Here is a 23518-nt window from a genome sequence, read left to right on the forward strand (position 1 = left end):
TCGAGGTGTTAGGGAATGAAGCGTTATTTAACAACCCTGTTTATGATACTTAGCGGTGTTATTTTAATAATCGGATTACAAATAGATTTTCGCTGGAATGGTATTGTTTCGTGGGGATTATCATTTATCAGTCTTATCTTCGCGGTTTATTTTACTAAGTACATTCCAAATGAGAAAAACCAAAAAAGCAAAAATTAAAAAGCTGTATTCACTATTACACCGCCTGTGGAAAAACCTCTTGTTTTTCTACAGGCTTTTTTCTTGTGTACGGTCTGACGAATCCTACTCGGCCTCCCTTTATGGAATAAGTCTCTATTCCATAACCAGCTTGTTTCCAAACTTACATTTATAGGCGCGAATAATTATTCATTGACTCGCCGGGCAAAGTCCACGAAGCGGAATTTATCTGGGCGATGTCTTGACTCCGTATATTGAAACAAACGTGCATCGTCCAGGTACACCAGACTTTTAATTACCACAACATTTGAGAAACTCTCAAGATCCAACAGCTGTCTATCCTCTTCTGTCGGTTCTTCCACGACAATTTCCTTTCTGGCAAAACTGATCGTCAAGCCCAACTCATTTTCAAGATAGCTGTAAATAGAGTCCCCACATATTTCTTTTGTAAGTGTCGGGACAACCTTTTCATTTAGAAAGTCTTTGTCTAAAATAACCTTTTCCCCATCAAGATCCCTAGAGCGTACAACGGTCCAAACTTTATCCGACCGTTTAAGCTGTAAGGTGTTTTGTAATCTTGGTTCCACTTCAGAAAGACTCAGCTCATGCACAGTTGTTTTTGTTGTTACATTTAATTTATCCGCTAATTCTTTAAAGCTCACAATTCCCGTTACAGGGAAATCAAATTTATTAATATCAATTACCATAGAGCCCTTTCCCCGGATCTTTTGAATGTACCCATCCTGGGCCAGTAAATTCAATGCTTTGCGAATCGTTTCTCTTGATGTTGCATACATTTCAGTCAGTTCATTCTCAGACGGCAGCATGGTTTGCTTCGGCCAATAATTGTCCTGTATTTTTAAAACTAAATCCTGATAAATGGTTAAATATTTCTTTTGCATATTCATTCCTCATTACTACGCTATTTACTTAATATCATACACAATCGACTCATAGGGTCTTAACCTAAGGCTATTAAGGCTAGTTCCTGAATCATTATAATTCGATAGTAACACACTTCCAGTATTGTAAGGCAGTTCAATCGTTACATCTTTTTCATAAAAGTTATTTACGACGCATAGTGTTTGCCCCTTCCAAATACGTGTATAGACAAAAACTTGCGGATGATTTTCTAGGAGCAGCTGGTAATCACCATACGTAATTACTTCCAATTCTTTTCTCAGTTTAATTAAGTTCTGGTAATGATAAAAAATCGACTCTTCATCCTGTAATGCTTGTTCAGCGTTTATTTCCTGATAATTTTCCGCTACAGATATCCATGGTGTCCCAAAGGTAAAGCCTGCATGTTTCTGCTGTGACCATTGCATGGGGGTGCGGGAATTATCACGTGACTTCTGATTTAGGATAGCAAGAATTCCGTCCACTGAAATTCCCTTTTCCTTCAGCGATTCATATGCATTTAACGATTCAACATCTCTGTAGTCCTTGATGCTCTGAAAATTGGGGTTCGTCATCCCTATTTCTTCCCCCTGATAGATATATGGTGTGCCCTGCATAAAATGAAGGGTAGTTGCAAGCATCTTTGCTGACTCTACCCGGTATACCTCATCATTACCAAATCTGGATACAGCGCGCGGTTGGTCATGATTACACCAGAATAATGCATTCCAGCCATTAGCCTTGTACATTCCCTGCTGCCATTTAGATAGGATTTGTTTCAGAGCTTGAAAGTCAAATGGTGCAGCCGTCCATTTTTCACCATTTGGATAATCCACCTTTAAATGATGGAATTGGAATGTCATATCCAATTCATTTCGATCTGGATTCGTGTACAATGTGCAGTTATCCAGTGTTGTTGATGACATTTCACCGACAGTCATCATGTCATGCTTTGAAAATACTGCTTGATTCATTTCGTGCAAATATTCATGAATCCGCGGTCCATCTGTATAGTGTTTTCGTCCATCACCATCGTGATCATCTGGAAATTGCTGGTCTTTTGAGATAAGGTTAATCACATCTAAACGAAACCCGTCAATACCTTTATCTGCCCAAAAATGCATCATATCATACAGTTTTTTTCGAACCACCCTGTTTTCCCAGTTTAAATCTGCTTGTGTTTGGTCAAATAAATGGAGATAGTATTGATCCGTTTTCTCATCATATTTCCAGGCAGATCCCCCAAACTTAGATAGCCAATTAGATGGTTCCTTCCCATTTTCCGCATCCTTCCAAATATAAAAATCACGGTATTCATTGTCTTTTGATTTAGCTGACTCAACAAACCAGTTATTTGCTGTAGACGTATGGTTAATGACCAAATCCATAATCAGCCTCATTCCGCGTCTGTGTGTTTCCTCTAGTAATTGATCGAAATCAGCCATTGATCCATACCGTTCATCAATTGAAAAATAATCACTAATATCATACCCATTATCCCATTGCGGGGATTGATAGACCGGTGTCAGCCAAATAACGTCGACACCAAGCTTCTCTAAATAATCCAGGCGAGTGATGATCCCTTGAATATCACCAACGCCGTTTCCAGTTGTATCCTGAAAGCTTTTCGGATAGATTTGATAAACTACTGACTTTTTCCACCATGGTTCCGTCATTGTATACACCTCAACCTTTATTTATCTAGTTTTCTTTTTGCAATAATAAATGTAATTAGAAACGGAATTACGATAACAATACCCATTCCAATTGCGAATGAAAAAACGCCATTTGCTAGAGATAGAAATGCTGGAATACCACCAATTCCAATAGAGGAGGCTTCTACATTTTGCAGTGTAATGAAAGCTCCCGCTATAGCTGAACCTATTATAGCGGCTAGGAATGGAAATTTATAGCGCAGGTTAACCCCAAACATTGCCGGTTCAGTTATTCCAAGCCAAGCCGAGATCCCAGATGTTAATGACAGACCTTTCAATTTTTCATCTCTAGCCACAAGCCAGATTGCGAATACGGCTGCACCCTGTGCTATATTGGAAAGCACCAGTATCGGCCACAGGAATGTTGTCCCTGTTGCACCAATTAGTTGAATATCGACAGCTAAGAATGTATGGTGCATACCCGTAATAACCATTGGTGCATATATCGCTCCATAGATTAGACCGCCAATAATCGGAAATGAATCAAATATTGCTACAAGACCGTCCGTAATCCAGTTTCCTACTGCAAACATAACGGGGCCGATCAAAATAAAAGTTAGGAATCCTGTTACAAGCAATGCAACTGGTGCAACAATCAATAATTGCAAGGAATCAATAACCTTTTTCTTCATAAAAATTTCTATTTTTGCCAGTACCCATGAAGCGAATAAAACTGGCAGAACTTGTCCCTGATAACCAATTTTGTCAACTTCAAAGCCAAACAAATTCCAAGTTGGGATCTCACCGGCCTTAAGCGCATCTCCGTATGAATAGGCATTTAGTAGATCGGGGTGAACCATCATCAGTCCGAGTACAATACCAAGTAATGGATTACCGCCAAACCGCTTCACTGCCGACCAGCCAATTAGTGCAGGCAGGAACGTAAATGCGGTGTTCGCAATAATATTAATCATACTTGCGATACCAGACCATTCTGGATACATTTCAATAAGTGACTGTTCTCCGAAAATTCCTTTGCCAACTAGAATATTATTAATACCAAGCAGTAAACCAGCTGTTACGATTGCCGGCAAAATCGGAATGAATATATCAGCCAGCGTTTTAATACCCCGCTGCAATGGATTCTGCTTTCCGGCACTAGCTGCTTTTACGTCATCTTTACTAGCTTCTTCAATCCCTGTTTCTTTTAGCATTGCTTCATATACTTTATCAACTGTTCCTTGACCAATTACAACTTGAAATTGACCATTTGATAAAAAGGAACCTTTTACAATGTCCAGATTTTCCAGTGTTTTTTATCCACTTGATCCTGATCTGCTAGGGCAAAACGGAGGCGGGTTACACAGTGTGTCGCCGCATTGATGTTCTCTTTTCCGCCGATTGCGGTCACAATGTCCTGTGCTGCCTTGCCGTAACCAGTAGTCTTTGCATTCTTAACATGACCCTTCACAGTTGCGTCAAAAAGAACCGACTTGCCGGCAACAGCTTCTTCATCCGTTGTTTTATCAAGAGTTTCCAACACATCACCGTTTGTGACGATAACGGGTGTTATTACACTTTTGGCTTTCTCTTTTATAAAAACCGGATCAAATGTTATGAGTGTATCCCCCGCCTTGACCCAATCACCTTGCACGACATGTGCTTGGAATCCTTCACCATCGAGCGAAACCGTTTCTAATCCAATGTGAATTAAAACTTCAACACCAGCATTGCTTTCTAAACCAACCGCATGTTTCGTAGGGAAAATCTGAACAACTTTCCCATCAAAAGGTGCTACCACATTGCCATCACTCGGCTCAATAGCTAAACCGTCACCCATCAATTTTTCAGCAAATGTTGGATCTGGAACAACATCGAGCTGTCTAATTGCACCGCTAATAGGTGCGTATATCTTTTCTTCATTATTGCTCATTATAAGGACCCCCTCATTGTTTGTTCAGTTAACTTGTATATACATGTTTATAAATTAAGTATAACTTGTATATACATGTTATTGCAAGGGCTTACATCACAAAATTTATTTTCTTCCCTTTCCCACGGGGAATAGATACACAAAATTTATTTTAACTTTTTTCAAAATAAGCCTTGACGAATTACTAGTATTCCCTATATAATTGTCATTAAATTTAAATAACTCTTATCAAGAGCGGTGGAGGGAATAGGCCCTGTGAAGCCCGGCAACCATCAGGTTAGATTTTTCTAGCTGCTTAAGGTGCTAAATCCTACAGGTCAAGTATGATCTGGAAGATAAGGGGAGGATCGTTACATACACGCCCTCTTCTTAGGAAGAGGGTTTTTTATTTTCCCTCCTTTCTAACTTGCCAGACCATTAATTTAAGGCCGATTACAAAAGGAGGAATTATTAATGGCAAATTTCAATTTTCAAAACCCAGAAACGATTTTACTTCATGGCGGTCAAGAGCCTGACCCAACAACTGGATCACGCGCTGTCCCAATCTACCAAACTACTTCTTATTCATTTCGGGATACAGAACACGCACAAAACTTATTCGGTTTAAAAGAGCCTGGCAACATCTACACTCGGATTGGTAATCCTACCGTAGATGTTTTTGAACAACGTGTAGCATTACTCGAAGATGGTGTTGCAGCAGTCGCAACATCATCAGGAATGGCCGCGATTACTTTAGCTATATTAAATCTTGCAGGTGCCGGTGATGAAATAATTGCGGACAGTAATTTATACGGTGGAACTTACAATCTGTTTGCAAATACATTACCCCGATATGGAATTGATGTTAAATTCGTCAATGCCAGCAATCCAAATGAAGTGCGGGAAGCTATTACAGATAAAACAAAGGCTGTTTTTGGCGAAATCATCACCAACCCTAGCTTAAATGTGCTTGATGTGGAAGAAATCGCAGGGATTGCCCATAGTCATAACATACCACTAATTATTGATAATACTTTTGCAACGCCATATATTACCAAGCCCCTTACTTATGGAGCAGACATTGTTGTACATTCTGCTACAAAGTGGATTGGCGGCCATGGCACAGCAATTGGCGGAATCGTTGTGGATGGCGGACGTTTTAACTTTGATAATGAAAAATTCCCAGGGTTTATTGAACCTGATGAAAGCTATCATGGAATTCGTTATGTAGATCTAGGACCAGCAGCGTTTGCAACAAAACTGCGTGTACAGCTTCTTCGTGATATCGGAGCGTGCTTGAGTCCTCATAATGCATTTTTACTGTTACAGGGATTAGAAACATTGCATTTACGGATAGAACGGCACAATAAAAATGCTGAAGAAGTTGCCGTCTATTTACAAAGTCATCCCGCAGTTGAGTGGGTTAATTATCCAGGCCTAGAGGAACATCCCTCCCATAATCTTGCGACCAAATATTTTCAAAATGGGTTTGGCTCTGTGATTACATTCGGTATTAAGGGCGGACGAGAGGCAGGTAAAAAGCTCATCGACAATGTAACACTATGGTCGCACTTAGCAAATGTCGGGGATGCAAAATCACTTATCATCCATCCAGCATCAACCACACATCAGCAGCTGGGTGCCGAAGACTTAAAAAAGAGCGGCGTTAAAGAAGAGTTAGTTCGTCTGTCAATTGGGATTGAATCAACAAAAGATATTCTGGCCGATTTAGACCAGGCAATAGCAAAAGCAACGAATCACTCTCAAACAATCGTTGCAACCAAAGAAGGAGCGGTAAAATGGTTGATCGGCTCACCATTTAAAAGGGAACAAGGTGCAGTCAGCAAGAAAGTTATTGCGGTATATGGCCTCAATGACCCTGCAGGTAAACTATATAATAACGCGGAGCAACTGAAACAATTAGGATTTCACATTGTACCTATTGATGAATCCGGACAGGAAAAACTAGGGGTATCTTCTTATAAACAACTAGCGGATGTTCCATATGACATTGACGCGGTTTGGATAAACGGGAAAGTCTCACCAACAACAATTGAGCAGCTTATTAATAAACAAGGCAGCATATTGTGGGTGGAAGACCCTGCTATTTCTGATGGAACACTAGAAAACGCAGAGGCAGCGGGGATTACGGTTATAACTGTCAATGATCCGTATTCAGAGGCAATCCGCATCAGAGGAAATAATACCTTAAGCATACCTGTTGAAGTATAATTCCGTTGAAGGAGGGGTCATGTGAACAGCACAACCATATCAACAATAGGAAATATCTCATTTGGCCCTCTCCATTTAACATCTGGAGAGTCGCTAAATGAGGTGACATTACAATATGAGCGTGTCGGACCTGCTGATGCACCCGTGGTATTGGTCTGCCACGCTTTAACAGGGAATCATATAACTGTTGGCACGAATGAAAACCCTGGATGGTGGCATGGACTAATTGGCAGGGATAACTATATCAACACGGATGAATTTCAAGTTATCACATTTAACGTTCTCGGTGGATGTGACGGGTCAACTGGACCAGGAACCGTTAAATCTAATTTTCCCTCGATTACAATCCGTGACATGGTGCATGCACAATATGCTGCACTAAGAAAGTTGGAAATCGACCAGCTGGCGGTAGTAATCGGCGGATCCCTTGGTGGGATGCAGGTGCAGGAATGGGGAATTCTTTACCCAACGATGATGGAGAAACTAATCGTGCTGGCTTCTACTCCCTCATTTTCCGATTACGGGATTGCTTTTAATCATATTGCTCAAACTGCCATTAAAAATAATCCTATTGAAGGATTGGAAATAGCACGTATGGTTGGCATGGTGACATATCGCAGTTCTGCTTTGTTTACAGAACGATTTAACCGGAAGATGGTAAACCCCAACCATTATGATGTCACATCATACCTGGATTACCAGGGAAAGAAATTAATGCAACGATTTGACCCTAATAGTTACCTTTCTTTATTAGATGCGATGAATGGTCATGATATAGGTAAATACCGAGGTGGATGGCAGCATGCCTCCAAAAGAATTGAACGTCCTTTACTGGCAATTAGCTTTGAACAAGATTTAATCTATGAGCCGGACCAGATTAAAGCATTTACAGATGAAGTGCCGAATGGTTCTTATTACCACATTAACACCAAATTCGGCCATGACGGCTTTTTGACGGAGTTTGATAAATGGGGAGAACTCGTTCAGTTGTTTATTGAATTGTCCTGAATGAAGCACATAGGGTAAAAAAGATCACACTGTAAAACGGTGATGTTGTCCCAAAGTCTTACTGGATAAGAAACTCGGGCGGGGATCAAGACAAGTCGGGAGACAGCAAGCTGCACTCAAGCCGCAGCACCTCAAACTTAGGAGACAGCTATCTCTCTCCTGAGTTTGACCTGCTCTCTCCCGATTCCCCGGCCGTGTTCCGCCACCTTTTACGAAAAAAACCTGACCCTTGTGTTATTGGGTCAGGTTTTTCATTTTTAACCTATATTTGTTTTCTTTGCTGCTTTTTCACGTTCGTTTTTATTGAGTATTTTTTTGCGTAAACGAACGGATTCGGGTGTTACCTCACAATATTCATCGTCGTTCAAGTACTCAATTGCTTCTTCTAATGACATAGCTCTCGTTTTTCTAATAGTGGAAGTTTGATCTTTTGTTGCAGAACGAACGTTGGTTAAGTGTTTTTCTTTCGTGATATTTACTGTTAAATCATTGTCACGATTATGCTCGCCTACAATCATACCAGCATACAATTCTGTACCTGGTTCAACAAAGATAACACCACGGTCCTCTAGCTGCATGATACCATATGTTGATGCTTTACCATTCTCAAGTCCAACTAGAACACCTTTACTCCGGCCGCCCACCTGGCCTTTGATAATTGGTTCATACGTGTCAAAGGTGTGGTTTAAAATACCATATCCGCGCGTTTGCGACATGAATTCAGTAGCATATCCGATTAAACCACGAGAAGGAACTTTAAATTCAATCCGAACTTGTCCATTACCATGGTTGACCATGTCAATCATTTCACCTTTACGGGCACCAAGTGATTCCATTACACCACCAGTATATTCCTCAGGTACATCAACTTGTACTCGTTCTACCGGTTCACATTTTTGGCCATCAATTTCTTTAATAATTACTTGCGGTTTAGAAAGTTGTAACTCATAACCTTCCCTGCGCATATTTTCAATCAGAATAGATAGGTGTAATTCCCCACGGCCTGAAACGATCCATGCGTCTGGTGATTCTGTTGGATCAACACGCAGACTCACATCTGTTTCAAGTTGTTTCAACAACCGTTCTTCAATTCTTCTTGAGGTAATGTATTTACCTTCTTTACCTGCAAACGGGCTATTATTTACAAGGAAAGTCATTTGCAATGTTGGCTCATCAATGCGTAATAATGGCAATGCATCTGGGTGATCCTGCGGGCAAATTGTTTCTCCCACATTAATATCTTCCAATCCGGCAACTGCAACAATGTCTCCTGCTTTCGCTTCCTCGATTTCAATACGTTTTAGACCAGTGAAACCAAATAGCTTCGTAATACGGAACGATTTCTGTGTTCCGTCTTCTTTCATTAATACAACCTGTTGTCCTACTTTAATCTTGCCGCGGAAAACCCGGCCTACGCCAATTCTTCCGACATATTCATTGTAATCAAGCAATGTCACTTGGAATTGCAGCGGTTCATCTGATGAATCGACTGGTGCAGGAATATTTTCCAAAATGGTTTTGAAAACAGGATCCATCGTTTCTTCCTGTTCTTCCGGCTCATCACCAGAAGTTCCATTTAATGCAGATGCATAAACAACCGGGAATTCCAGCTGGTCATCATCAGCGCCGAGTTCTATAAACAAATCCAGCACTTCATCGATAACTTCGTTTGGACGGGCATTCGGACGGTCGATTTTATTTAAAACTACTACCGGAGTAAGTTTTTGTTCCAATGCTTTCTTTAATACAAATCGGGTTTGTGGCATGCATCCTTCATATGCATCAACGACTAATAACACACCGTCAACCATTTTCATGATACGCTCCACTTCCCCGCCGAAATCGGCATGTCCTGGTGTATCCAAAATATTGATTGCTATATCGTTATATTTAATCGCTGTATTTTTAGCAAGAATCGTAATTCCACGTTCGCGCTCAATATCATTTGAATCCATAGCTCGATCTTCCACTTGTTCATTTTCACGAAAAGTACCCGAGTATTTCAGTAATTGATCCACAAGTGTCGTTTTACCATGGTCAACATGGGCGATAATCGCGATATTCCGAATATCTTCTCTTAATTGCATATTAGTACGCTCCTCTTTCGTTACGGATAACTCAAACTATACTAGTATAGCATAAATCATCATTATTTCAAAATTTTATTTCATGTTAAATGCAATGACAAACTTGGCACCACCAAGATCTGAACTGCCTACTGTTATGTTTCCGCCAGATTGCTCCACAATTGCGCGTGCTATTGCAAGGCCAAGTCCAGTTTCTCCTTGTTTCCCTTTAATGAAGCGATGAAAAATCTGCGGGATTAAATCCTTGTCGATACCTTCTCCATCATCTTCAATACTAATCGTAATCATGCGGTTAATTTGTTTTACATCGATCCTCACCTGTGATTTTGCATGTCTGATTCCATTTACAGTAATATTTAATAAAGCACGCAATAACTTTTCAGGATCCGCATAAATGAATAGGTCATCATCAACATGTTGTGAAATCTGGATTCCTTTTTCACTTGTAATCGGTAATGCGCGTTCCATTACCTGATCAACTGAGTTCTTTACATACATTTTTTCTGGTTCATAGGACGTTTGTTCACTATCCAGTTTTGCCAGTAGAATCATCTCATTAATTATTTTCTTAAGTCTGCTTACTTCTGTAACCATGACTTCTAAGCCTTTTTCTTTCTCTTCCTGATCAAAGATGCCGTCACGAATCCCTTCCGCATAACCTTGAATCGTCATTAACGGGGTTTTAAGTTCATGGCTGGCGTTTTGAAAAAAGGTTTGCTGAGATTTCATGTAACGCTGCAATTCATCGGCCATTTCAAAGACGCTTTTTTCTACTTCTTTTATTTCACCTGTTGCCTTGATTGGTTCAATTTCATCAAATCGGCGTTTTTCCACCTTTTTCAACTGCCATTTTAACCGAGTCAATGGCGTCACAAGTTTATTAGTAAAGAAATAACTTAAGATAACTGCAGCGATTGCTCCAATTAAAAATACAATTAATAACTTTGTAATAAAATCATGCTGGACCTTCTGCAAATCATTCAATGGTGTTAGTAAAATCAGTTCAAGACCTGTACTTTCCGGATAAAAAAGAATACGTGAAGTCACATATTTATTATCCCCAAGTCCCCATAATTCTTTATCAAAATCTGAAAAATCGTTGTCCGACAGAAAGCCATTAACAATCTGCCTTGGAATAGTCGAGTCTAAAACCGCGTTCTGGATCCGGTCATATAGGATTAAATGCAGATTTTGATCTTGTAAAAATCCGCTGAATTGATCTACACTCGGCTGTCTGCTTTCCTGATTAAGGATTTGGACAAGTATCTCCCCTTTTTGTTCCAATTCCGCCTTCTCATCCTGAATAAGCAAATCAAGAATGAGTGAATAAATAACGAACCCTGTTACGGCCATAATTACGAGGAGTAAAGTTGTGAAAGCAATATTTAACTGATATTGGAGTTTCATGCTTATTCCTCTTCGCTTCTGAGACGATATCCATATCCCCAAACAGTTTCCAGCTGAATATCACCTAGTTTTTTGCGGATTCGCTTTACTAAATCGTCTACAGCTCGATCACTTCCAAAGTAATCTTCTCCCCATATCTTCACTAATAATTCTTCTCTCGAAAAAGCACGATTTACATTTTCGGCAAACAACAGTAACATATCATACTCTTTCGTTGTGACCTCAACCTCCTGCCCCATCCAAAACAAACGACGGTCATTTTTACGAACCAGAAGATTATCTATTTTAATTTTGTCCTTTTCTTCATCAGCTTCCTGCTTGGCAGGTTTTGTTCGTTTAAATAGCCGTTTGACACGTGCTACGAGTTCCCGTGGACTAAATGGTTTTGTTAAATAGTCGTCTCCGCCAAGTTCAATACCGAGGATTTTGTCAATCTCTTCATCCTTCGCAGAAATGATTATGATTGGAACATCGCTTTCCTCACGTATCCTTTTACAAAAATCATATCCATCCATTCCAGGAAGCATTATATCTAAAATCCACATATCCGGTGGCTGTGTTTCCCATAAATCAAAAGCCTCTTCAGCAGACTCTAGTGCTGTAGCAGTGAACCCCTCTTTTTTTAAATAGGCCGTGACGATGTTCTGAATATTCATATCGTCTTCTACAACCCCTATATGATAATTCATGCATAACCCTCCTTCTCACTGTCTTTTCCTATCTATATTTTTACATAAGACGATGCTTGTGCATAATGATATGAAAGTAAAAGATTAACTTAGGTTCATTTTGGGAAAGGAATAATAACTGCCGTGATAAATTCGTTACATATTACACAGTTTTTCCACATTATTACCAAAGTCATGCCAAAATAGATGCGTAGAATGTGAAGTATAGAAAAAATTGCTAGGCAAGGAACTGGGCACAATATAAAATGAAAAGGGTGATGTATGAATGGAACGAAACGACCGATATAATGACAATCATGATGAAAATAAGATAGATGAGGTTAATTTAAACGATAACGAACAAATGTCTAGGTATGAACACACCAGCGAAGAAGATCCCGGATTGACTAAACCGGTAAAAAACAGGACTCAGCCAGTTAAAAAAGAATCTAAGCCGAAAAGATCTGGTGCTGGGATGTTATTCAGTGGCTTAATCGGCGGAATCATTGCCGCTGTTGTTGTCGTCTTATTATTTACGAACAATATTATTCCATTAAATAATAATACAACTAGTGATAGTTCAGCTGCACAGGACAATAGTACACCTGAAATTGCACAGACAATTGCAACTGGTAATACTGATGTGGCGTCCAATATCGAAGAAGTATCCGAAGCAGTTGTCGGTATTATTAATCGTCAGCAGCAAAACGTATGGGCACCAAGTCAGAAAGTTGGTTCTGGTTCAGGAATTATTTATAAAAAGGAAGACGGTAAAGCATATGTTGTGACAAATCATCATGTGGTAGAAGGTGCATCAGAAGTAGACGTTGTCTTAAATAATGGCGATCAAATCAAAGCAAAGGTACTTGGATCAGACCCGTTGACGGATCTTGCCGTTCTGCAAATAGATGGTAAAAAAATTAAAACCGTTGCAAAATTAGGATCATCAGAAGATGCTAAAGTCGGTGAAACAGTAATTGCAATTGGTAATCCACTTGGTATGAATTTTGCAAACTCCGTAACAAAAGGGATTATCAGCGGGAAAAATCGTTCTGTCAGTATTGATACCAATAAGGATAAGCAAGCTGACTGGGTAACGGAAGTAATACAAACGGATGCAGCAATTAATCCAGGTAATAGCGGCGGCGCGTTAGTTAATTCTAAAGGCGAGGTTATTGGAATCAATTCCATGAAAATTGCTAAGGAAGAAGTAGAAGGAATTGGTTTTGCTATTCCAATTGATACAGCAATTCCTATCATGAAGCAACTAGAAAATGAAGGTGATGTTGCCCGTCCATTTATCGGAGTTAGCACAGCATCCCTTCAACAGGTTCCAGCTCAATACCGCCAACAAATCAAATTACCTAAAGACGTTAAAGGCGGTATGGTCGTAGCACAGGTCCAGCCAGGTTCACCTGCTGACAAGGCCGGGCTTCAACAATTTGATATCATTACAAAAATAAACGGTGAACAAATTAAATCTATCCTGGATTTACGTAAATACTTGTACACTGAAACCAAGATAGGTGACACTGTTGAAATGGAAGTTTACCGCGAGGGCGAAGCGCAAACGGTTAAACTGACCCTGGTAGAACGTGCAGAACAACAACAATAATAAAGTGATTGGTTAAGAGGATGCTCCAATATGGATCATCCTCTTTTTTGCTCCATAACAAGGATTTTTTGCAAACAATGTCGAACATATATATAGTTATACAAGCATATACCTAACAGTCATGACATGTAAAAAGGAAGTGAGTTTATGCAATGTCCAAACTGCTACCAGCAAACGGAGCAGGGAAAGTTCTGTACAAACTGCGGTGCTTTAATTTCGCATAATGAATCAGCAGTTACAGAAGAGTCAAATGAACTGCCAGCTGTCGTGGAACAGCCGAATATTGATCATTCAACCAGCGATGAACCTAATCAATCCAACGATGCAATGGAAAAGATAAAACAATCATCCGTCAACTTTGGTCATTTCTTTCTGACGCTTGTAAAAAAACCAAATGATGCGAAAAAGGCAAACGGCAATGATCTGGTTTCGGGGATAATTTCCATCGTCCTTTATTCTTTATTATTTGCGTTAGGGTATTATTTGATTGCTGACAGTTTTCTTACTATGTTTATGGGGAATATTGGAAGTCCCTTTGGTGGCCCAGCACTTCAATCGTTACCATTTACAAATGGTTTTCTATGGCCATTCCTTAAATTCATTGTTTTATTTGCGGTTATAATTGCCTTGACCTTTATTGGTCTGAAACTGACGGCAATTAACTATTCATTCTATGCAACATGTGCGAAGTACGGCGCTTACTTAATACCGTTTTTATTATTATTGGCAGTGGGCTATATTTTAACGACCATCAGTCTATATTCCATTGGTATAATAGCTATCATGGTTAGTGTTCTGGGTGCAATTATCATCATACCGACGCTTATTCTGCTCGAAAAACCTGCAACAGGTGCCGATCGTATTTATTTACTTTTGCTTATCTACATTCTAAATATTTTAGCGTGTGCCATTATTATGCAGTCGATTTTAACCTCTATTATTCCATTGATGAACCCAATGGGCGGGATGCTGGACTAGGATAAGAAACGATAGTTATGCATAAAGAACGGAATATGACGTAGAAAAGCTCTTGTCAGCCGACAAGAGCTTTTCGTTTATGCCTATCCAAAAAATAAATCTAAAATATTGCTTCCGGTAGAACTTCTTTTGTTATAGAACTCCGAGTATCCACAGTTTTTGCAAAAAACAACAATAAATTGATTATGCTGAACGTCAAACATTTTTGACAATCCTGTACCAGACATTGCCACCTCTTTTTGATCAGCATCTTTACTTCCACATTTTAAACAACCGTTTTGATTTGTCATCCTCCATCACTCCTTATACTACATACGGAAGCAGCAAATCATTGGTTTCACTTTATAACAAATTATTCATCTCGATGTCCATCAAACGTCGCTCTTGCAATGCCCTCTGCATCGTCCACAATTCCGATATTTTCATCACTGTTAACGAACATATCATCATAATTATCGTGATCTCCGTATAAATCAGACGGTGAATCAGATGATCCATATTTACCAACATCCTGCCAGGCATCCTCTTTATCATAGCCAGTTTGGGTAAAGTTGGTATGCTGGTGCAAATTAGTTGATAAAATATCTTCTTCAACGGGGCGATATGCTACGAACCCCTTATTATTTGCATGTTCGAAACAGAGATCCGCTGTTGGAATTGCTTCTAGTCGCTCGAGCGGGATATCTCCGCCACACTTTCTGCAAATACCATACGTACCCTCTGCAATTGAAGATAATGCCTCATTTATTTCCTTAAGTTCAACTTCAGAGTGCTGGGACAGCGCCATGTCCCTTTCCCGGTCAAACAAAATTGTTCCGGCATCGCCAGGATGGTTATCATAATTAGATAACTCCTGATCAACCCTTGAATATTCCCCATTCGATTCAACTAACTGGAATAATTCCGCTTGCCTTTGTTCTAGGTGTTCCTTAAAAACCGCCATTTGCTCAGTTGTTAGCATGGTCTCTCGCCTCCAATGGATAAATAAATAGTGCTATTTATACTTTGTGCAAAAGACCCCTAAAAATACCGATTATAGTTACTGGTTATTCCGCCAAAACATGTCAATATGCGGAATATCATCATCTAAATAAACATCGGAATGCTGAAGAAAGCCAAGCTCCGAATAAAACCTGTGCAGATACTGCTGTGCCTGCAATTTGATGGTATGTACTTTCCAGACATCTGTTACATACTGGATTGCCTTTTTCATAATCATTTTTGCATAGCCATTTCCTCGAAAGTTTTTCGTCACTAACACGCGACCAATTGAAACTTCTTCATATTTAGTGTGGCTTGGAAGGATTCGCACATACGCAGCAATTTCATTCTCAACGGTTAGAAAATAATGAATAGCTGTTTGATCATAGTTGTCAATCTCTTCGTATGCGCATTCCTGTTCCACAACAAATACGTCCACTCGAGCCTTCATAATGCCATATAACTCATTATTTGATAAATCCTTAAATTCCTTTAGATGCCATTCCACACCTGATCATTCCTTTTTTTCTTTTCATAGTAGCAGAAAAGCAGCTTCCCTGCCCAAGAAGCTGCTTTCCTGTTTTTATAGATCGTCAAATCCATTGTCTTCATAATTAACTTTTGTATATTGTCTAGGCTTTTGTTCAAAGAAATCGGATTTACCAAGATCCACTTCCTCATATGCCTTAATCCAGCGCAACGGATTCTTCCGGTATTCGGGATATGGCCTGTCGTATCCGAGCTGCTTACATCGTACATTTGCGTAAAATTTAATGTATGCTTCGACGTCTTCAATATTAATACCGGTTATTTTGTTTCCAATGATGTAATTCGCCCATTCAATTTCCAGTTCAGTGGCTGTCATAAATGTTTGCCTGACAAAATTATTCATTTCAGCTGAATCGTATTCTGGATATTCGATAAGTACCTCTTTAAAAATTCTTACAAACAAATCTACATGTATTTGTTCATCACGGTTAATATAATTAATCATGGTGGATGTTGAAACCATCTTCTGATTCCGTGCTAAATGATAGAAGAAGGCAAATCCCGAATAGAAAAATAATCCTTCTAGGATAACATCATACACAATTGATTTTAACAGGTTTTCTACGTTCGGATTTTCAACAAACTCTTTATAGCCATTTGTAATAAAATCATTTCGTTTTTCTAAAACAGGTTCACTCCGCCAAAAGTCGAACACTTCGTCCTGTTTAGTCTTGGAAACCAGGCTCGATAGCACATAAGAATACGAATGATTGTGAATGACTTCCTGCTGGGCCAGAATGATCATCAAAGCATTCAGGCTTGAATCCGTCAGGTAATCAGCCACTTTACCCGCGTAGTCCGTTTGAATACTATCAAGCAAGGCAAGTAACCCAATAATCTTTAGAAATGCTTCCTGTTCATCATCCGTAAGTGTTTGGATCTGTTTTCGATCTTGCGCCATGTTTATTTCAAATGGTGTCCAAAAGTTCCCAAGCATTTTCTTATATTTCGGATATGCCCAGGCAAACCTGACATCATCCCAATTCAAAATATTTGAGCTTGTACCATTAATAATTTTCGTTGAACGATTTGGCGCCTGCTTATCCATAATAGCGCGCATTTGAATCGATGACATCGATATTCCCCCTTTTTTTTGGGGGACAGTCCCCCGCTACACTAAAGTGATAAAGCGGTGGGGGACTGTCCCCATTTAGCTTGAACATGATTCGCATTCTTCTATTTCTGAGGATGTTGATCGTAAATAGTATGTTGTTTTAAAGCCTGACTGCCATGCTAGAAGGTGGATTTCTAATAATTCTCGTGCTTGTACGTCGTTTGGTACATAAATATTAAACGATATACCCTGGTCGATATGTTTTTGACGGGCTGCATTTTGCGCAACACTCCATTTTTGATCGATGAAGTATGCTGATTTATAATACCAAGTGGTTTCAGCACTTAAGTCTGGTGCAGTAACTGGTATTTTAAAGTCTTTCTTTTCCTCAGAATAAAATTTCCTGAAAATAGGATCAATACTTGCTGAACTCCCAGCAATTAATGAGGTTGAGGAGTTTGGTGCAACAGCCATCAAATAACTATTACGAATTCCATGTTTTTGCACATTTTCCTGTAATTCATCCCACGCAAAAGCTGAACTTGCCTGTTTGACATATCCTTTTCGCTCAAAATATTTTCCCGTATCCCATTCTGAACCATTAAACAGTGAGTATGCCTGTTTTTCTTTAGCCAGATTCATGCTTGCTTCAATTGTTAAAAAGGCAATCTTCTCATACAAATGATCTGCGTAATTGATGGACTCCTCACTTTCCCACTTCATGCGTTTTAGTGCCAGTAAGTGATGCCAGCCAAACGTTCCAAGCCCAATTGCCCGGTAACGTTGATTCGTATAAGTCGCTTGTGTAACAGGAATATGATTTAGGTCAATTACATTATCCAGCATACGAACCTGAATCGGTATAAGGCTTTCCAACACGTCGTCAACCACTGCCCGTCCCAGATTAATGGACGATAAATTACAAACAACAAAATCACCTGGCTCTTTTGTAATGACTATCTTTCCGTCCTTTGTCTGCTGGTCGATGAACATAGTCGGACTTTGATTTTGCATAATTTCCGTACATAAGTTACTGCAATAAATCATGCCTGCATGCTTATTTACATTTTGGCGATTGACCTCATCACGATAAAACAGGAATGGTCCACCTGTTTCCAATTGGCTTTTCATGATGCTTTTCATAATTTCAATTGCTGGTACTGCCTCCTTTGAAAGGGTAGGATCTTCCACACATTCGATATATTTCTCACGGAAAGAACCGTTCCCCTTTTCCCCATCATAAAAGTCCTCTAATGAATAACCCATCACTGTTCGAACCTCATGTGGGTCAAACAGGTACCAGTCGCCTCTTTCTTCAACCTTTTCCATAAACAAATCCGGTAATGTCACACCGATAAATAAATCATGTGTACGAAGCCGTTCATCACCATTATTTAGTTTTGCATCGAGGAATGAATGGATATCCTTATGCCAGATATCCAAGTACACACAAATAGCCCCTTTTCGCTGACCGAGCTGATCGACACAGACGGCAGTGTTATTCAACTGCTTCATCCAAGGAATAACACCTGACGACGCACCTTTAAACCCTTTAATCGAACTTCCGCTGCTGCGAATTTTACCCAGGTAAACACCGATCCCGCCGCCATTTTTCGATAAATTGGCGATGTCCGTATTGCTGTCATAAATGCTTTGCAGACTATCGTCCAGCGTATCAATAAAACAGCTGGACAATTGTCCATAGCTTTTACCCGCGTTTGCAAGGGTTGGTGTCGCGACAGTCATATATAAATTGCTCATCGCCCAGTATGCCTGTTCAACCAGTTCCAATCGTTGACTCTGTGGTTCATCCTGCATGATAGTCATTGCTATAATCATGAAACGTTCCTGCGGTAATTCAAAAATCTGTTTCGTATAGTTTTTTGCTATGTAACGGTCCGCCAATGTCTTCAACCCAATAAATGTAAAAAGCTGATCACGCTCCGGTCTTATTTGCTTTTCCAGCCGATCTATTTCATCTTTTGAATAGGATTGCAAGAGTGCCTTATCATATATTCCAATATTGGTAATCTCATTGATTAACCCAAACAGCGATCCATATTTTTGTTCATAATCGTAATTTCGGTTCTTGGCTGCCTGGCAGTAGAGCCATTCCGAATAAATTGCGGCAGCTACATATGTCCAATCCGGATTCTCCTCATCTATCTGTGCTAATGCTTCCAGGGTAAGATGGTTCATCCACTCTTCATCTGAAAGTCCCCGCTCCGTGTCAGCATGTTTAATAAGAAAAGCGTCGATAGGCATAGTGGGAAATAATTGCTTTAGCTTGTCCTCTAAAAACTCTTTCCAGTTATTAATTCGTATCATGGTTTCCATAAATAAACATCTCCTTGTTCTATATTAAAAAAACCGCTCATGCTAGGAGGCCATGAACGGTTAAAACGATAGAAAAATATACATCTCCACCGTTTCGTCTTCTTTGGCCCCGAAGAATGGAAACTTTTACAAGGCTTGGCAGGTTTCCTGACTTATGTGTTCATCTACTTGAGCACCTTCCCATATCACAGCCGTTAAGCAAGCAATACAGTGGATCTATTCTCGTTCGTTCACATTTACAGTTGCGGGGACAGCTCTGGATTCACACCAGATTCCCTATTAAGGCCGCCAATTTTGCAGCCACCAACGCTTGTAGGATAAAACTATATATAGTATGTAATTGTTAAAGATAAAACAATATATTGTGTTTAAAGCCTATCATAAGATGTATTTGATTGCAATACTTTTACTTACAAAAAGGAAAAATGCATCTTTATGTCGAATGGAATATGTAAGAGAATTAGGAGGTTAAAAATATGGTGGAGACAAACAATACAATTGGATTTATCGGTATAGGAGTCATGGGGAAAAGCATGACACAAAATTTACTGAACGCAGGTTTTCCTGTCCAGGTATATACCAGAACAAAAGAAAAGGCACAATCTCTGATTGATAAAGGTGCCATTTGGTGCGAGTCAGTCGCTGAACTAGCGCAGGGAGCAGATGTAATTATAACCATGGTCGGTTATCCAAGTGATGTAGAAGATGTTTATTTTGGAGAGGATGGCATTTTAAATAATGCAAAAGAAAAATCCTATCTGGTTGATATGACTACATCAAAACCGGCATTAGCCGAACAAATATATGCTGAGAGCAAAACCCGCGGACTCTTTGCATTAGATGCACCCGTATCAGGTGGGGACGTTGGGGCACAGAATGGAACATTATCAATTATGATCGGCGGTGAAAAGCAAGCATTTCAGGACTTAAAACCAATTTTTGAAGTAATGGGGAGCAATATTGTTTATCAGGGATGTGCTGGCGCTGGACAACATACCAAATTGTGCAATCAGATAACAATTGCTTCAAACATGGTCGGTGTATCGGAAGCAATCGTCTATGCAAAAAAGGCCGGACTGGACCCAAGCAAGGTACTGAAAAGCATTACGACAGGCGCGGCCGGCAGCTTTTCATTATCCAACCTTGCCCCGCGAATGCTGAAAGAAGATTACGCTCCAGGGTTCTATGTAAAGCATTTTATTAAAGACATGACAATTGCGCTTGAGTCAGCTAAGGACATGGGGCTGTTAACACCTGGGCTTGCACTATCTCTGGAACTTTATACAGAGCTTGCCGAGCAAGGTGAAAATGATAGCGGAACCCAGGCATTGATTAAGCTATTTGAAAAATAAGCCCTATTTTTTACGCTTATCAATTTGCTCCTTTACAATAAATGCTAAATCATCATTGCCAAAAAGCTGTAGAACATTTAAAACAGTTGAGTCAGGAATTTCTTCTGACTCCTTTTTTGGTACAGTTAATTCCAGCGCTTCTTCCAAGGCGTTGTTTTTCATTTGCTTAGGATATGCCTGCTCATACAGATCCTTTGGTTCAATATCATTATTTATACACCATTGCGCATAAACTAATATCATCACTTTTTCATCGTTTTGATAACTTTCAATTACCTTTTCTTCCATTTCCTTTCGTCCCATTATCATTCACCTTCTTTTCGGAACATAAATACCCACAAAAATGTTAAAGCCTGCTTCAACTCAATTGGCAACCCTTCATGATTCTTAGCCTTCACCCCGTCCCGGTACACACCAAAACCATCTACATATGTAAAATTCTTTTCCTGCGCCAGCTTCTGAAACTCCCACGGCATCATCGTATTTGCAATCGCCTTTTCACCATACACGCGTGGATAACTGTGTGTACGGGGCCCTGCAGTTGGCCCCAGTATCCCAACACAAAGCAGGCCATCTTTTTTCAAAACACGACTCAACTGTTTAAGTGCATTCGCCGGAACTTCAGTCCATTCCAGCACATTGATTGACATAATCCCATCACAGCTATTCGCAGCAAATGGCAGATCTGTCACATCACCCTGAAGGAAGGAAATTTCCCCATTTGGCATCCGTTCCTTAGCACGGGCAATCATTTCACCTGAAAGGTCCATTCCGACTACATCAAACCCAGCTTTATGCAGCCTATACGAGCCATATCCATCTCCACAACCAATATCATACACTTTACTTCCCTTTGCAAAGTGCTTTTTGATAAATGGAATAATATCTTTTCTGCTGCCATTATCCCACATGTTGACACTGCGCTCATTCCAAAACTGTGCCCGGCTGTCCCATTGCAATTCCGCTTCTTTATTCCAATTAAACGAAGACATGACTAAAAACCTCCCTCACCTTAATTCCATTATAACCCATGGTATTTGCTATTGAAATTGTGTCATTTTCTATTAAAGCATTACTATAACGCAAATCTCTTTATGGCTGTTTTCACAAAGTTTTTTGCAAAGATTTAAAGTACCCTATTTATACCAAGTTCATCCAAACAAAAAGGGTTTATCTCACCATATGCGAGATAAACCCTATATTATTATCTATTTATTATAGACGCTCAACGTTAGCTGCTTGAGGTCCGCGGTTTCCTTCAACAATTTCGAATTCAACGTCTTGACCTTCTTCAAGTGTTTTGAAACCTTCCGCTTGGATAGCTGAGAAATGTACGAATACATCGTCTCCGTCTTCGCGCTCGATAAAACCAAAGCCTTTTTCTGCATTAAACCATTTTACTTTACCAGTCATTAAAATGACCTCCTTATACAAATATCGTGCAAAGTAATTGAATCATAAATACTTTTACACCACTTCGACAAAGAGATCGTAAAGTATTATTCAAACTCCAATTTCCTTTTGCACCATTAATTTTACCCTTTTATAAAAAATAATGCAAGTTAATATAATCTTTTTCGTTATAATATTACAAATTCTCATCAATCAGCTGAAACGCCTGATTTCAGGCCGTTGAAACAGTTGAAAAATCACTCTAACATTGATAAAATAGTTTCTTGCAAGAATATAATTAGAATGGACACTATGCATTTGTATCTTGCAAATACAAATTGCGTCATAAATGGGATATATTAACGCATCTATATAATTTAAAAATGCCGTATCCATGCTTTGTTCTTAAGTATCGACATAAATAACCTTTTTACAAAAATGTACTATCCGTTGAATTTACGTGGACAATGTTGACTTAACGTGGACAAAAATAAAACCTCTACTCAGAGGCTGGGTAGAGGTTTTATTTTTCATTCAAATTCTAATTACCCTCAAAAGTTTTTCCAAACCGTTTTTATCGCACACTTTTAATACTACCTATAAAAAAGAGGCCGTACTTGTTAATCTCTCGGGACAAAAAATCAGAGTCTACTTTTAAAAAAGATTGATCAAAATAGGCCCTCATAGTTTTTTGCCAAGAATAAAAGTGGGACTAGGTATTCCCGCACTTAAAGCCATATGAGTGTTGATGCCCCGTTCCTTTCAAAAAGAATAGTTATCCACCCCCTACATAGCTGTAGTAGCCACTAATATATGATTGCCCAGTTCACTTGTGTCTCAATGAGTTGTTTCCATGTACAAAATTTAGAATCAGGTTTTTTGACTATTTCCTTCAAACCCCTTTTATTATATAAATGTTTCCTCCCGGACTACTGTGCTTCCTAAAATCAGTATGATCGGTAAGAGATTGTGAATCAAAATTAAGAGAATAAAAAGGGGCAATGAAAATGGAACATGGACATCACCATCGGACTTCTGAAGTGAAAGTACAAGCTGATTATCATAATGGACACATTACTATTAGGGTCAGGAAGATAAGGGGAAGACTGTTGATCTTGAGGATACCCATGAAAAGCAAATGCACCTGATCATCGTCAATAATGATCTGGATAGATTCCTCCATGTTCATCCAATTAAGAAGGAAGCTAATTGTT

21 protein-coding genes and 2 riboswitches are annotated in these 23518 nt (G+C 39.4%); of the genes, 6 read left to right on the forward strand and 15 right to left on the reverse strand.

The window, feature by feature from the left end:
• The first annotated feature begins 15 nt into the window (after positions 1 to 15).
• Positions 16 to 198, forward strand: a complete 183-nt coding sequence (locus CFK37_RS03350) for a hypothetical protein (RefSeq protein WP_089060561.1) — start codon at positions 16 to 18, stop codon at positions 196 to 198.
• 164 nt (positions 199 to 362) lie between these two features.
• On the opposite strand, the gene treR is transcribed toward CFK37_RS03350, so the two are convergent.
• From treR to CFK37_RS20325, 4 genes are read right to left on the reverse strand one after another with little or no spacing between them, the layout of a single operon-like run.
• Positions 363 to 1079, reverse strand: coding sequence for a trehalose operon repressor (gene treR / locus CFK37_RS03355; RefSeq protein WP_089060562.1), 717 nt, complete (start codon positions 1077 to 1079; stop codon positions 363 to 365).
• Between the two features lie 24 nt (positions 1080 to 1103).
• Positions 1104 to 2753, reverse strand: coding sequence for an alpha,alpha-phosphotrehalase (gene treC, locus CFK37_RS03360; protein WP_089060563.1), 1650 nt, complete (start codon positions 2751 to 2753; stop codon positions 1104 to 1106).
• 17 nt (positions 2754 to 2770) lie between these two features.
• Positions 2771 to 4042, reverse strand: a complete 1272-nt coding sequence (locus tag CFK37_RS20320) for a PTS transporter subunit EIIC (protein WP_342746754.1) — start codon at positions 4040 to 4042, stop codon at positions 2771 to 2773.
• Positions 4021 to 4665, reverse strand: a complete 645-nt coding sequence (locus tag CFK37_RS20325) for a glucose PTS transporter subunit IIA (protein WP_245837301.1) — start codon at positions 4663 to 4665, stop codon at positions 4021 to 4023. Before CFK37_RS20325 ends, CFK37_RS20320 begins: the two co-directional genes overlap by 22 nt.
• Before the next feature lie 222 nt (positions 4666 to 4887).
• Positions 4888 to 5007, forward strand: a riboswitch (SAM riboswitch).
• Positions 5008 to 5118: 111 nt separating this feature from the next.
• On the opposite strand from CFK37_RS20325, the gene CFK37_RS03370 reads away from it, so the two are divergent.
• Complete coding sequence (locus CFK37_RS03370) at positions 5119 to 6876, forward strand: PLP-dependent aspartate aminotransferase family protein (RefSeq protein WP_089060564.1); 1758 nt, start codon at positions 5119 to 5121, stop codon at positions 6874 to 6876.
• A gap of 21 nt (positions 6877 to 6897) precedes the next feature.
• Positions 6898 to 7884, forward strand: coding sequence for a homoserine O-acetyltransferase family protein (locus CFK37_RS03375; RefSeq protein ID WP_245837302.1), 987 nt, complete (start codon positions 6898 to 6900; stop codon positions 7882 to 7884).
• A gap of 257 nt (positions 7885 to 8141) precedes the next feature.
• Here CFK37_RS03375 and typA read toward each other — a convergent pair whose 3' ends face one another.
• The 3 genes from typA to CFK37_RS03390 all read right to left on the reverse strand — a co-directional run bounded on the left by typA (position 8142) and on the right by CFK37_RS03390 (position 12067).
• Positions 8142 to 9971, reverse strand: a complete 1830-nt coding sequence (typA, locus tag CFK37_RS03380; RefSeq protein WP_089060565.1) for a translational GTPase TypA — start codon at positions 9969 to 9971, stop codon at positions 8142 to 8144.
• A 75-nt stretch (positions 9972 to 10046) separates the two neighbouring features.
• Positions 10047 to 11378, reverse strand: a complete 1332-nt coding sequence (locus tag CFK37_RS03385) for a sensor histidine kinase (RefSeq protein WP_089060566.1) — start codon at positions 11376 to 11378, stop codon at positions 10047 to 10049.
• A gap of 2 nt (positions 11379 to 11380) precedes the next feature.
• Positions 11381 to 12067 (reverse strand): response regulator transcription factor, encoded by a 687-nt coding sequence (locus tag CFK37_RS03390; RefSeq protein WP_089060567.1) that lies wholly within the window; start codon positions 12065 to 12067, stop codon positions 11381 to 11383.
• 265 nt (positions 12068 to 12332) lie between these two features.
• Between CFK37_RS03390 and CFK37_RS03395 the strand changes: the two genes are divergently transcribed.
• Both CFK37_RS03395 and CFK37_RS03400 read left to right on the forward strand, forming a co-directional pair.
• A complete protein-coding gene (locus CFK37_RS03395) occupies positions 12333 to 13661 on the forward strand; it encodes a S1C family serine protease (protein WP_089060568.1) in 1329 nt (442 codons plus the stop codon).
• Positions 13662 to 13808: 147 nt separating this feature from the next.
• The gene (locus tag CFK37_RS03400; RefSeq protein WP_089060569.1) at positions 13809 to 14639 is read left to right on the forward strand and encodes a zinc ribbon domain-containing protein; all 831 of its coding nucleotides are present in this window, start codon (positions 13809 to 13811) and stop codon (positions 14637 to 14639) included.
• Between the two features lie 83 nt (positions 14640 to 14722).
• On the opposite strand, the gene CFK37_RS03405 is transcribed toward CFK37_RS03400, so the two are convergent.
• The 5 genes from CFK37_RS03405 to CFK37_RS03425 form a co-directional block, all read right to left on the reverse strand.
• The gene (locus CFK37_RS03405; protein ID WP_089060570.1) at positions 14723 to 14929 is read right to left on the reverse strand and encodes a zinc ribbon domain-containing protein; all 207 of its coding nucleotides are present in this window, start codon (positions 14927 to 14929) and stop codon (positions 14723 to 14725) included.
• A gap of 62 nt (positions 14930 to 14991) precedes the next feature.
• Positions 14992 to 15600, reverse strand: a complete 609-nt coding sequence (locus CFK37_RS03410; RefSeq protein WP_089060571.1) for a TraR/DksA C4-type zinc finger protein — start codon at positions 15598 to 15600, stop codon at positions 14992 to 14994.
• Positions 15601 to 15678: 78 nt separating this feature from the next.
• Entirely contained in the window at positions 15679 to 16128 is a 450-nt protein-coding gene (locus tag CFK37_RS03415) for a GNAT family N-acetyltransferase (RefSeq protein WP_089060572.1), read from the reverse strand.
• Positions 16129 to 16203: 75 nt separating this feature from the next.
• On the reverse strand, positions 16204 to 17244 hold the full coding sequence (locus tag CFK37_RS03420; RefSeq protein WP_089060573.1) for a ribonucleotide-diphosphate reductase subunit beta: 1041 nt from the start codon (positions 17242 to 17244) through the stop codon (positions 16204 to 16206).
• A 75-nt stretch (positions 17245 to 17319) separates the two neighbouring features.
• The gene (locus CFK37_RS03425; protein ID WP_089063527.1) at positions 17320 to 19551 is read right to left on the reverse strand and encodes a ribonucleoside-diphosphate reductase subunit alpha; all 2232 of its coding nucleotides are present in this window, start codon (positions 19549 to 19551) and stop codon (positions 17320 to 17322) included.
• A gap of 129 nt (positions 19552 to 19680) precedes the next feature.
• A riboswitch (cobalamin riboswitch) is annotated at positions 19681 to 19883 on the reverse strand.
• A 153-nt stretch (positions 19884 to 20036) separates the two neighbouring features.
• Here CFK37_RS03425 and CFK37_RS03430 point away from each other — a divergent pair.
• On the forward strand, positions 20037 to 20912 hold the full coding sequence (locus CFK37_RS03430) for an NAD(P)-dependent oxidoreductase (RefSeq protein ID WP_089060574.1): 876 nt from the start codon (positions 20037 to 20039) through the stop codon (positions 20910 to 20912).
• A 3-nt stretch (positions 20913 to 20915) separates the two neighbouring features.
• Here CFK37_RS03430 and CFK37_RS03435 read toward each other — a convergent pair whose 3' ends face one another.
• The 3 genes from CFK37_RS03435 to CFK37_RS03445 all read right to left on the reverse strand — a co-directional run bounded on the left by CFK37_RS03435 (position 20916) and on the right by CFK37_RS03445 (position 22325).
• On the reverse strand, positions 20916 to 21215 hold the full coding sequence (locus CFK37_RS03435; RefSeq protein WP_089060575.1) for a hypothetical protein: 300 nt from the start codon (positions 21213 to 21215) through the stop codon (positions 20916 to 20918).
• Positions 21216 to 21217: 2 nt separating this feature from the next.
• The gene (locus CFK37_RS03440) at positions 21218 to 21904 is read right to left on the reverse strand and encodes a class I SAM-dependent methyltransferase (protein WP_089060576.1); all 687 of its coding nucleotides are present in this window, start codon (positions 21902 to 21904) and stop codon (positions 21218 to 21220) included.
• 223 nt (positions 21905 to 22127) lie between these two features.
• On the reverse strand, positions 22128 to 22325 hold the full coding sequence (locus CFK37_RS03445) for a cold shock domain-containing protein (RefSeq protein WP_089060577.1): 198 nt from the start codon (positions 22323 to 22325) through the stop codon (positions 22128 to 22130).
• Between the last annotated feature and the right edge of the window lie 1193 nt (positions 22326 to 23518).

The organism is Virgibacillus phasianinus, assembly GCF_002216775.1.
In the GTDB taxonomy this organism is placed as follows: domain Bacteria; phylum Bacillota; class Bacilli; order Bacillales; family Amphibacillaceae; genus Virgibacillus_F; species Virgibacillus_F phasianinus.

Excerpts from the sequence above, each read along its gene's own strand:
- CFK37_RS03350 (WP_089060561.1), top strand. The coding sequence starts at position 16 with ATGAAGCGTTATTTAACAACCCTGTTTATGATACTTAGCGGTGTTATT.
- treR (WP_089060562.1), bottom strand. The coding sequence starts at position 1,079 with ATGCAAAAGAAATATTTAACCATTTATCAGGATTTAGTTTTAAAAATA.
- treC (WP_089060563.1), bottom strand. The coding sequence starts at position 2,753 with ATGACGGAACCATGGTGGAAAAAGTCAGTAGTTTATCAAATCTATCCG.
- CFK37_RS20325 (WP_245837301.1), bottom strand. The coding sequence starts at position 4,665 with ATGAGCAATAATGAAGAAAAGATATACGCACCTATTAGCGGTGCAATT.
- CFK37_RS03370 (WP_089060564.1), top strand. The coding sequence starts at position 5,119 with ATGGCAAATTTCAATTTTCAAAACCCAGAAACGATTTTACTTCATGGC.
- typA (WP_089060565.1), bottom strand. The coding sequence starts at position 9,971 with ATGCAATTAAGAGAAGATATTCGGAATATCGCGATTATCGCCCATGTT.
- CFK37_RS03385 (WP_089060566.1), bottom strand. The coding sequence starts at position 11,378 with ATGAAACTCCAATATCAGTTAAATATTGCTTTCACAACTTTACTCCTC.
- CFK37_RS03390 (WP_089060567.1), bottom strand. The coding sequence starts at position 12,067 with ATGAATTATCATATAGGGGTTGTAGAAGACGATATGAATATTCAGAAC.
- CFK37_RS03395 (WP_089060568.1), top strand. The coding sequence starts at position 12,333 with ATGGAACGAAACGACCGATATAATGACAATCATGATGAAAATAAGATA.
- CFK37_RS03400 (WP_089060569.1), top strand. The coding sequence starts at position 13,809 with ATGCAATGTCCAAACTGCTACCAGCAAACGGAGCAGGGAAAGTTCTGT.
- CFK37_RS03405 (WP_089060570.1), bottom strand. The coding sequence starts at position 14,929 with ATGACAAATCAAAACGGTTGTTTAAAATGTGGAAGTAAAGATGCTGAT.
- CFK37_RS03410 (WP_089060571.1), bottom strand. The coding sequence starts at position 15,600 with ATGCTAACAACTGAGCAAATGGCGGTTTTTAAGGAACACCTAGAACAA.
- CFK37_RS03420 (WP_089060573.1), bottom strand. The coding sequence starts at position 17,244 with ATGTCATCGATTCAAATGCGCGCTATTATGGATAAGCAGGCGCCAAAT.
- CFK37_RS03425 (WP_089063527.1), bottom strand. The coding sequence starts at position 19,551 with ATGATACGAATTAATAACTGGAAAGAGTTTTTAGAGGACAAGCTAAAG.
- CFK37_RS03430 (WP_089060574.1), top strand. The coding sequence starts at position 20,037 with ATGGTGGAGACAAACAATACAATTGGATTTATCGGTATAGGAGTCATG.
- CFK37_RS03435 (WP_089060575.1), bottom strand. The coding sequence starts at position 21,215 with ATGGGACGAAAGGAAATGGAAGAAAAGGTAATTGAAAGTTATCAAAAC.
- CFK37_RS03440 (WP_089060576.1), bottom strand. The coding sequence starts at position 21,904 with ATGTCTTCGTTTAATTGGAATAAAGAAGCGGAATTGCAATGGGACAGC.
- CFK37_RS03445 (WP_089060577.1), bottom strand. The coding sequence starts at position 22,325 with ATGACTGGTAAAGTAAAATGGTTTAATGCAGAAAAAGGCTTTGGTTTT.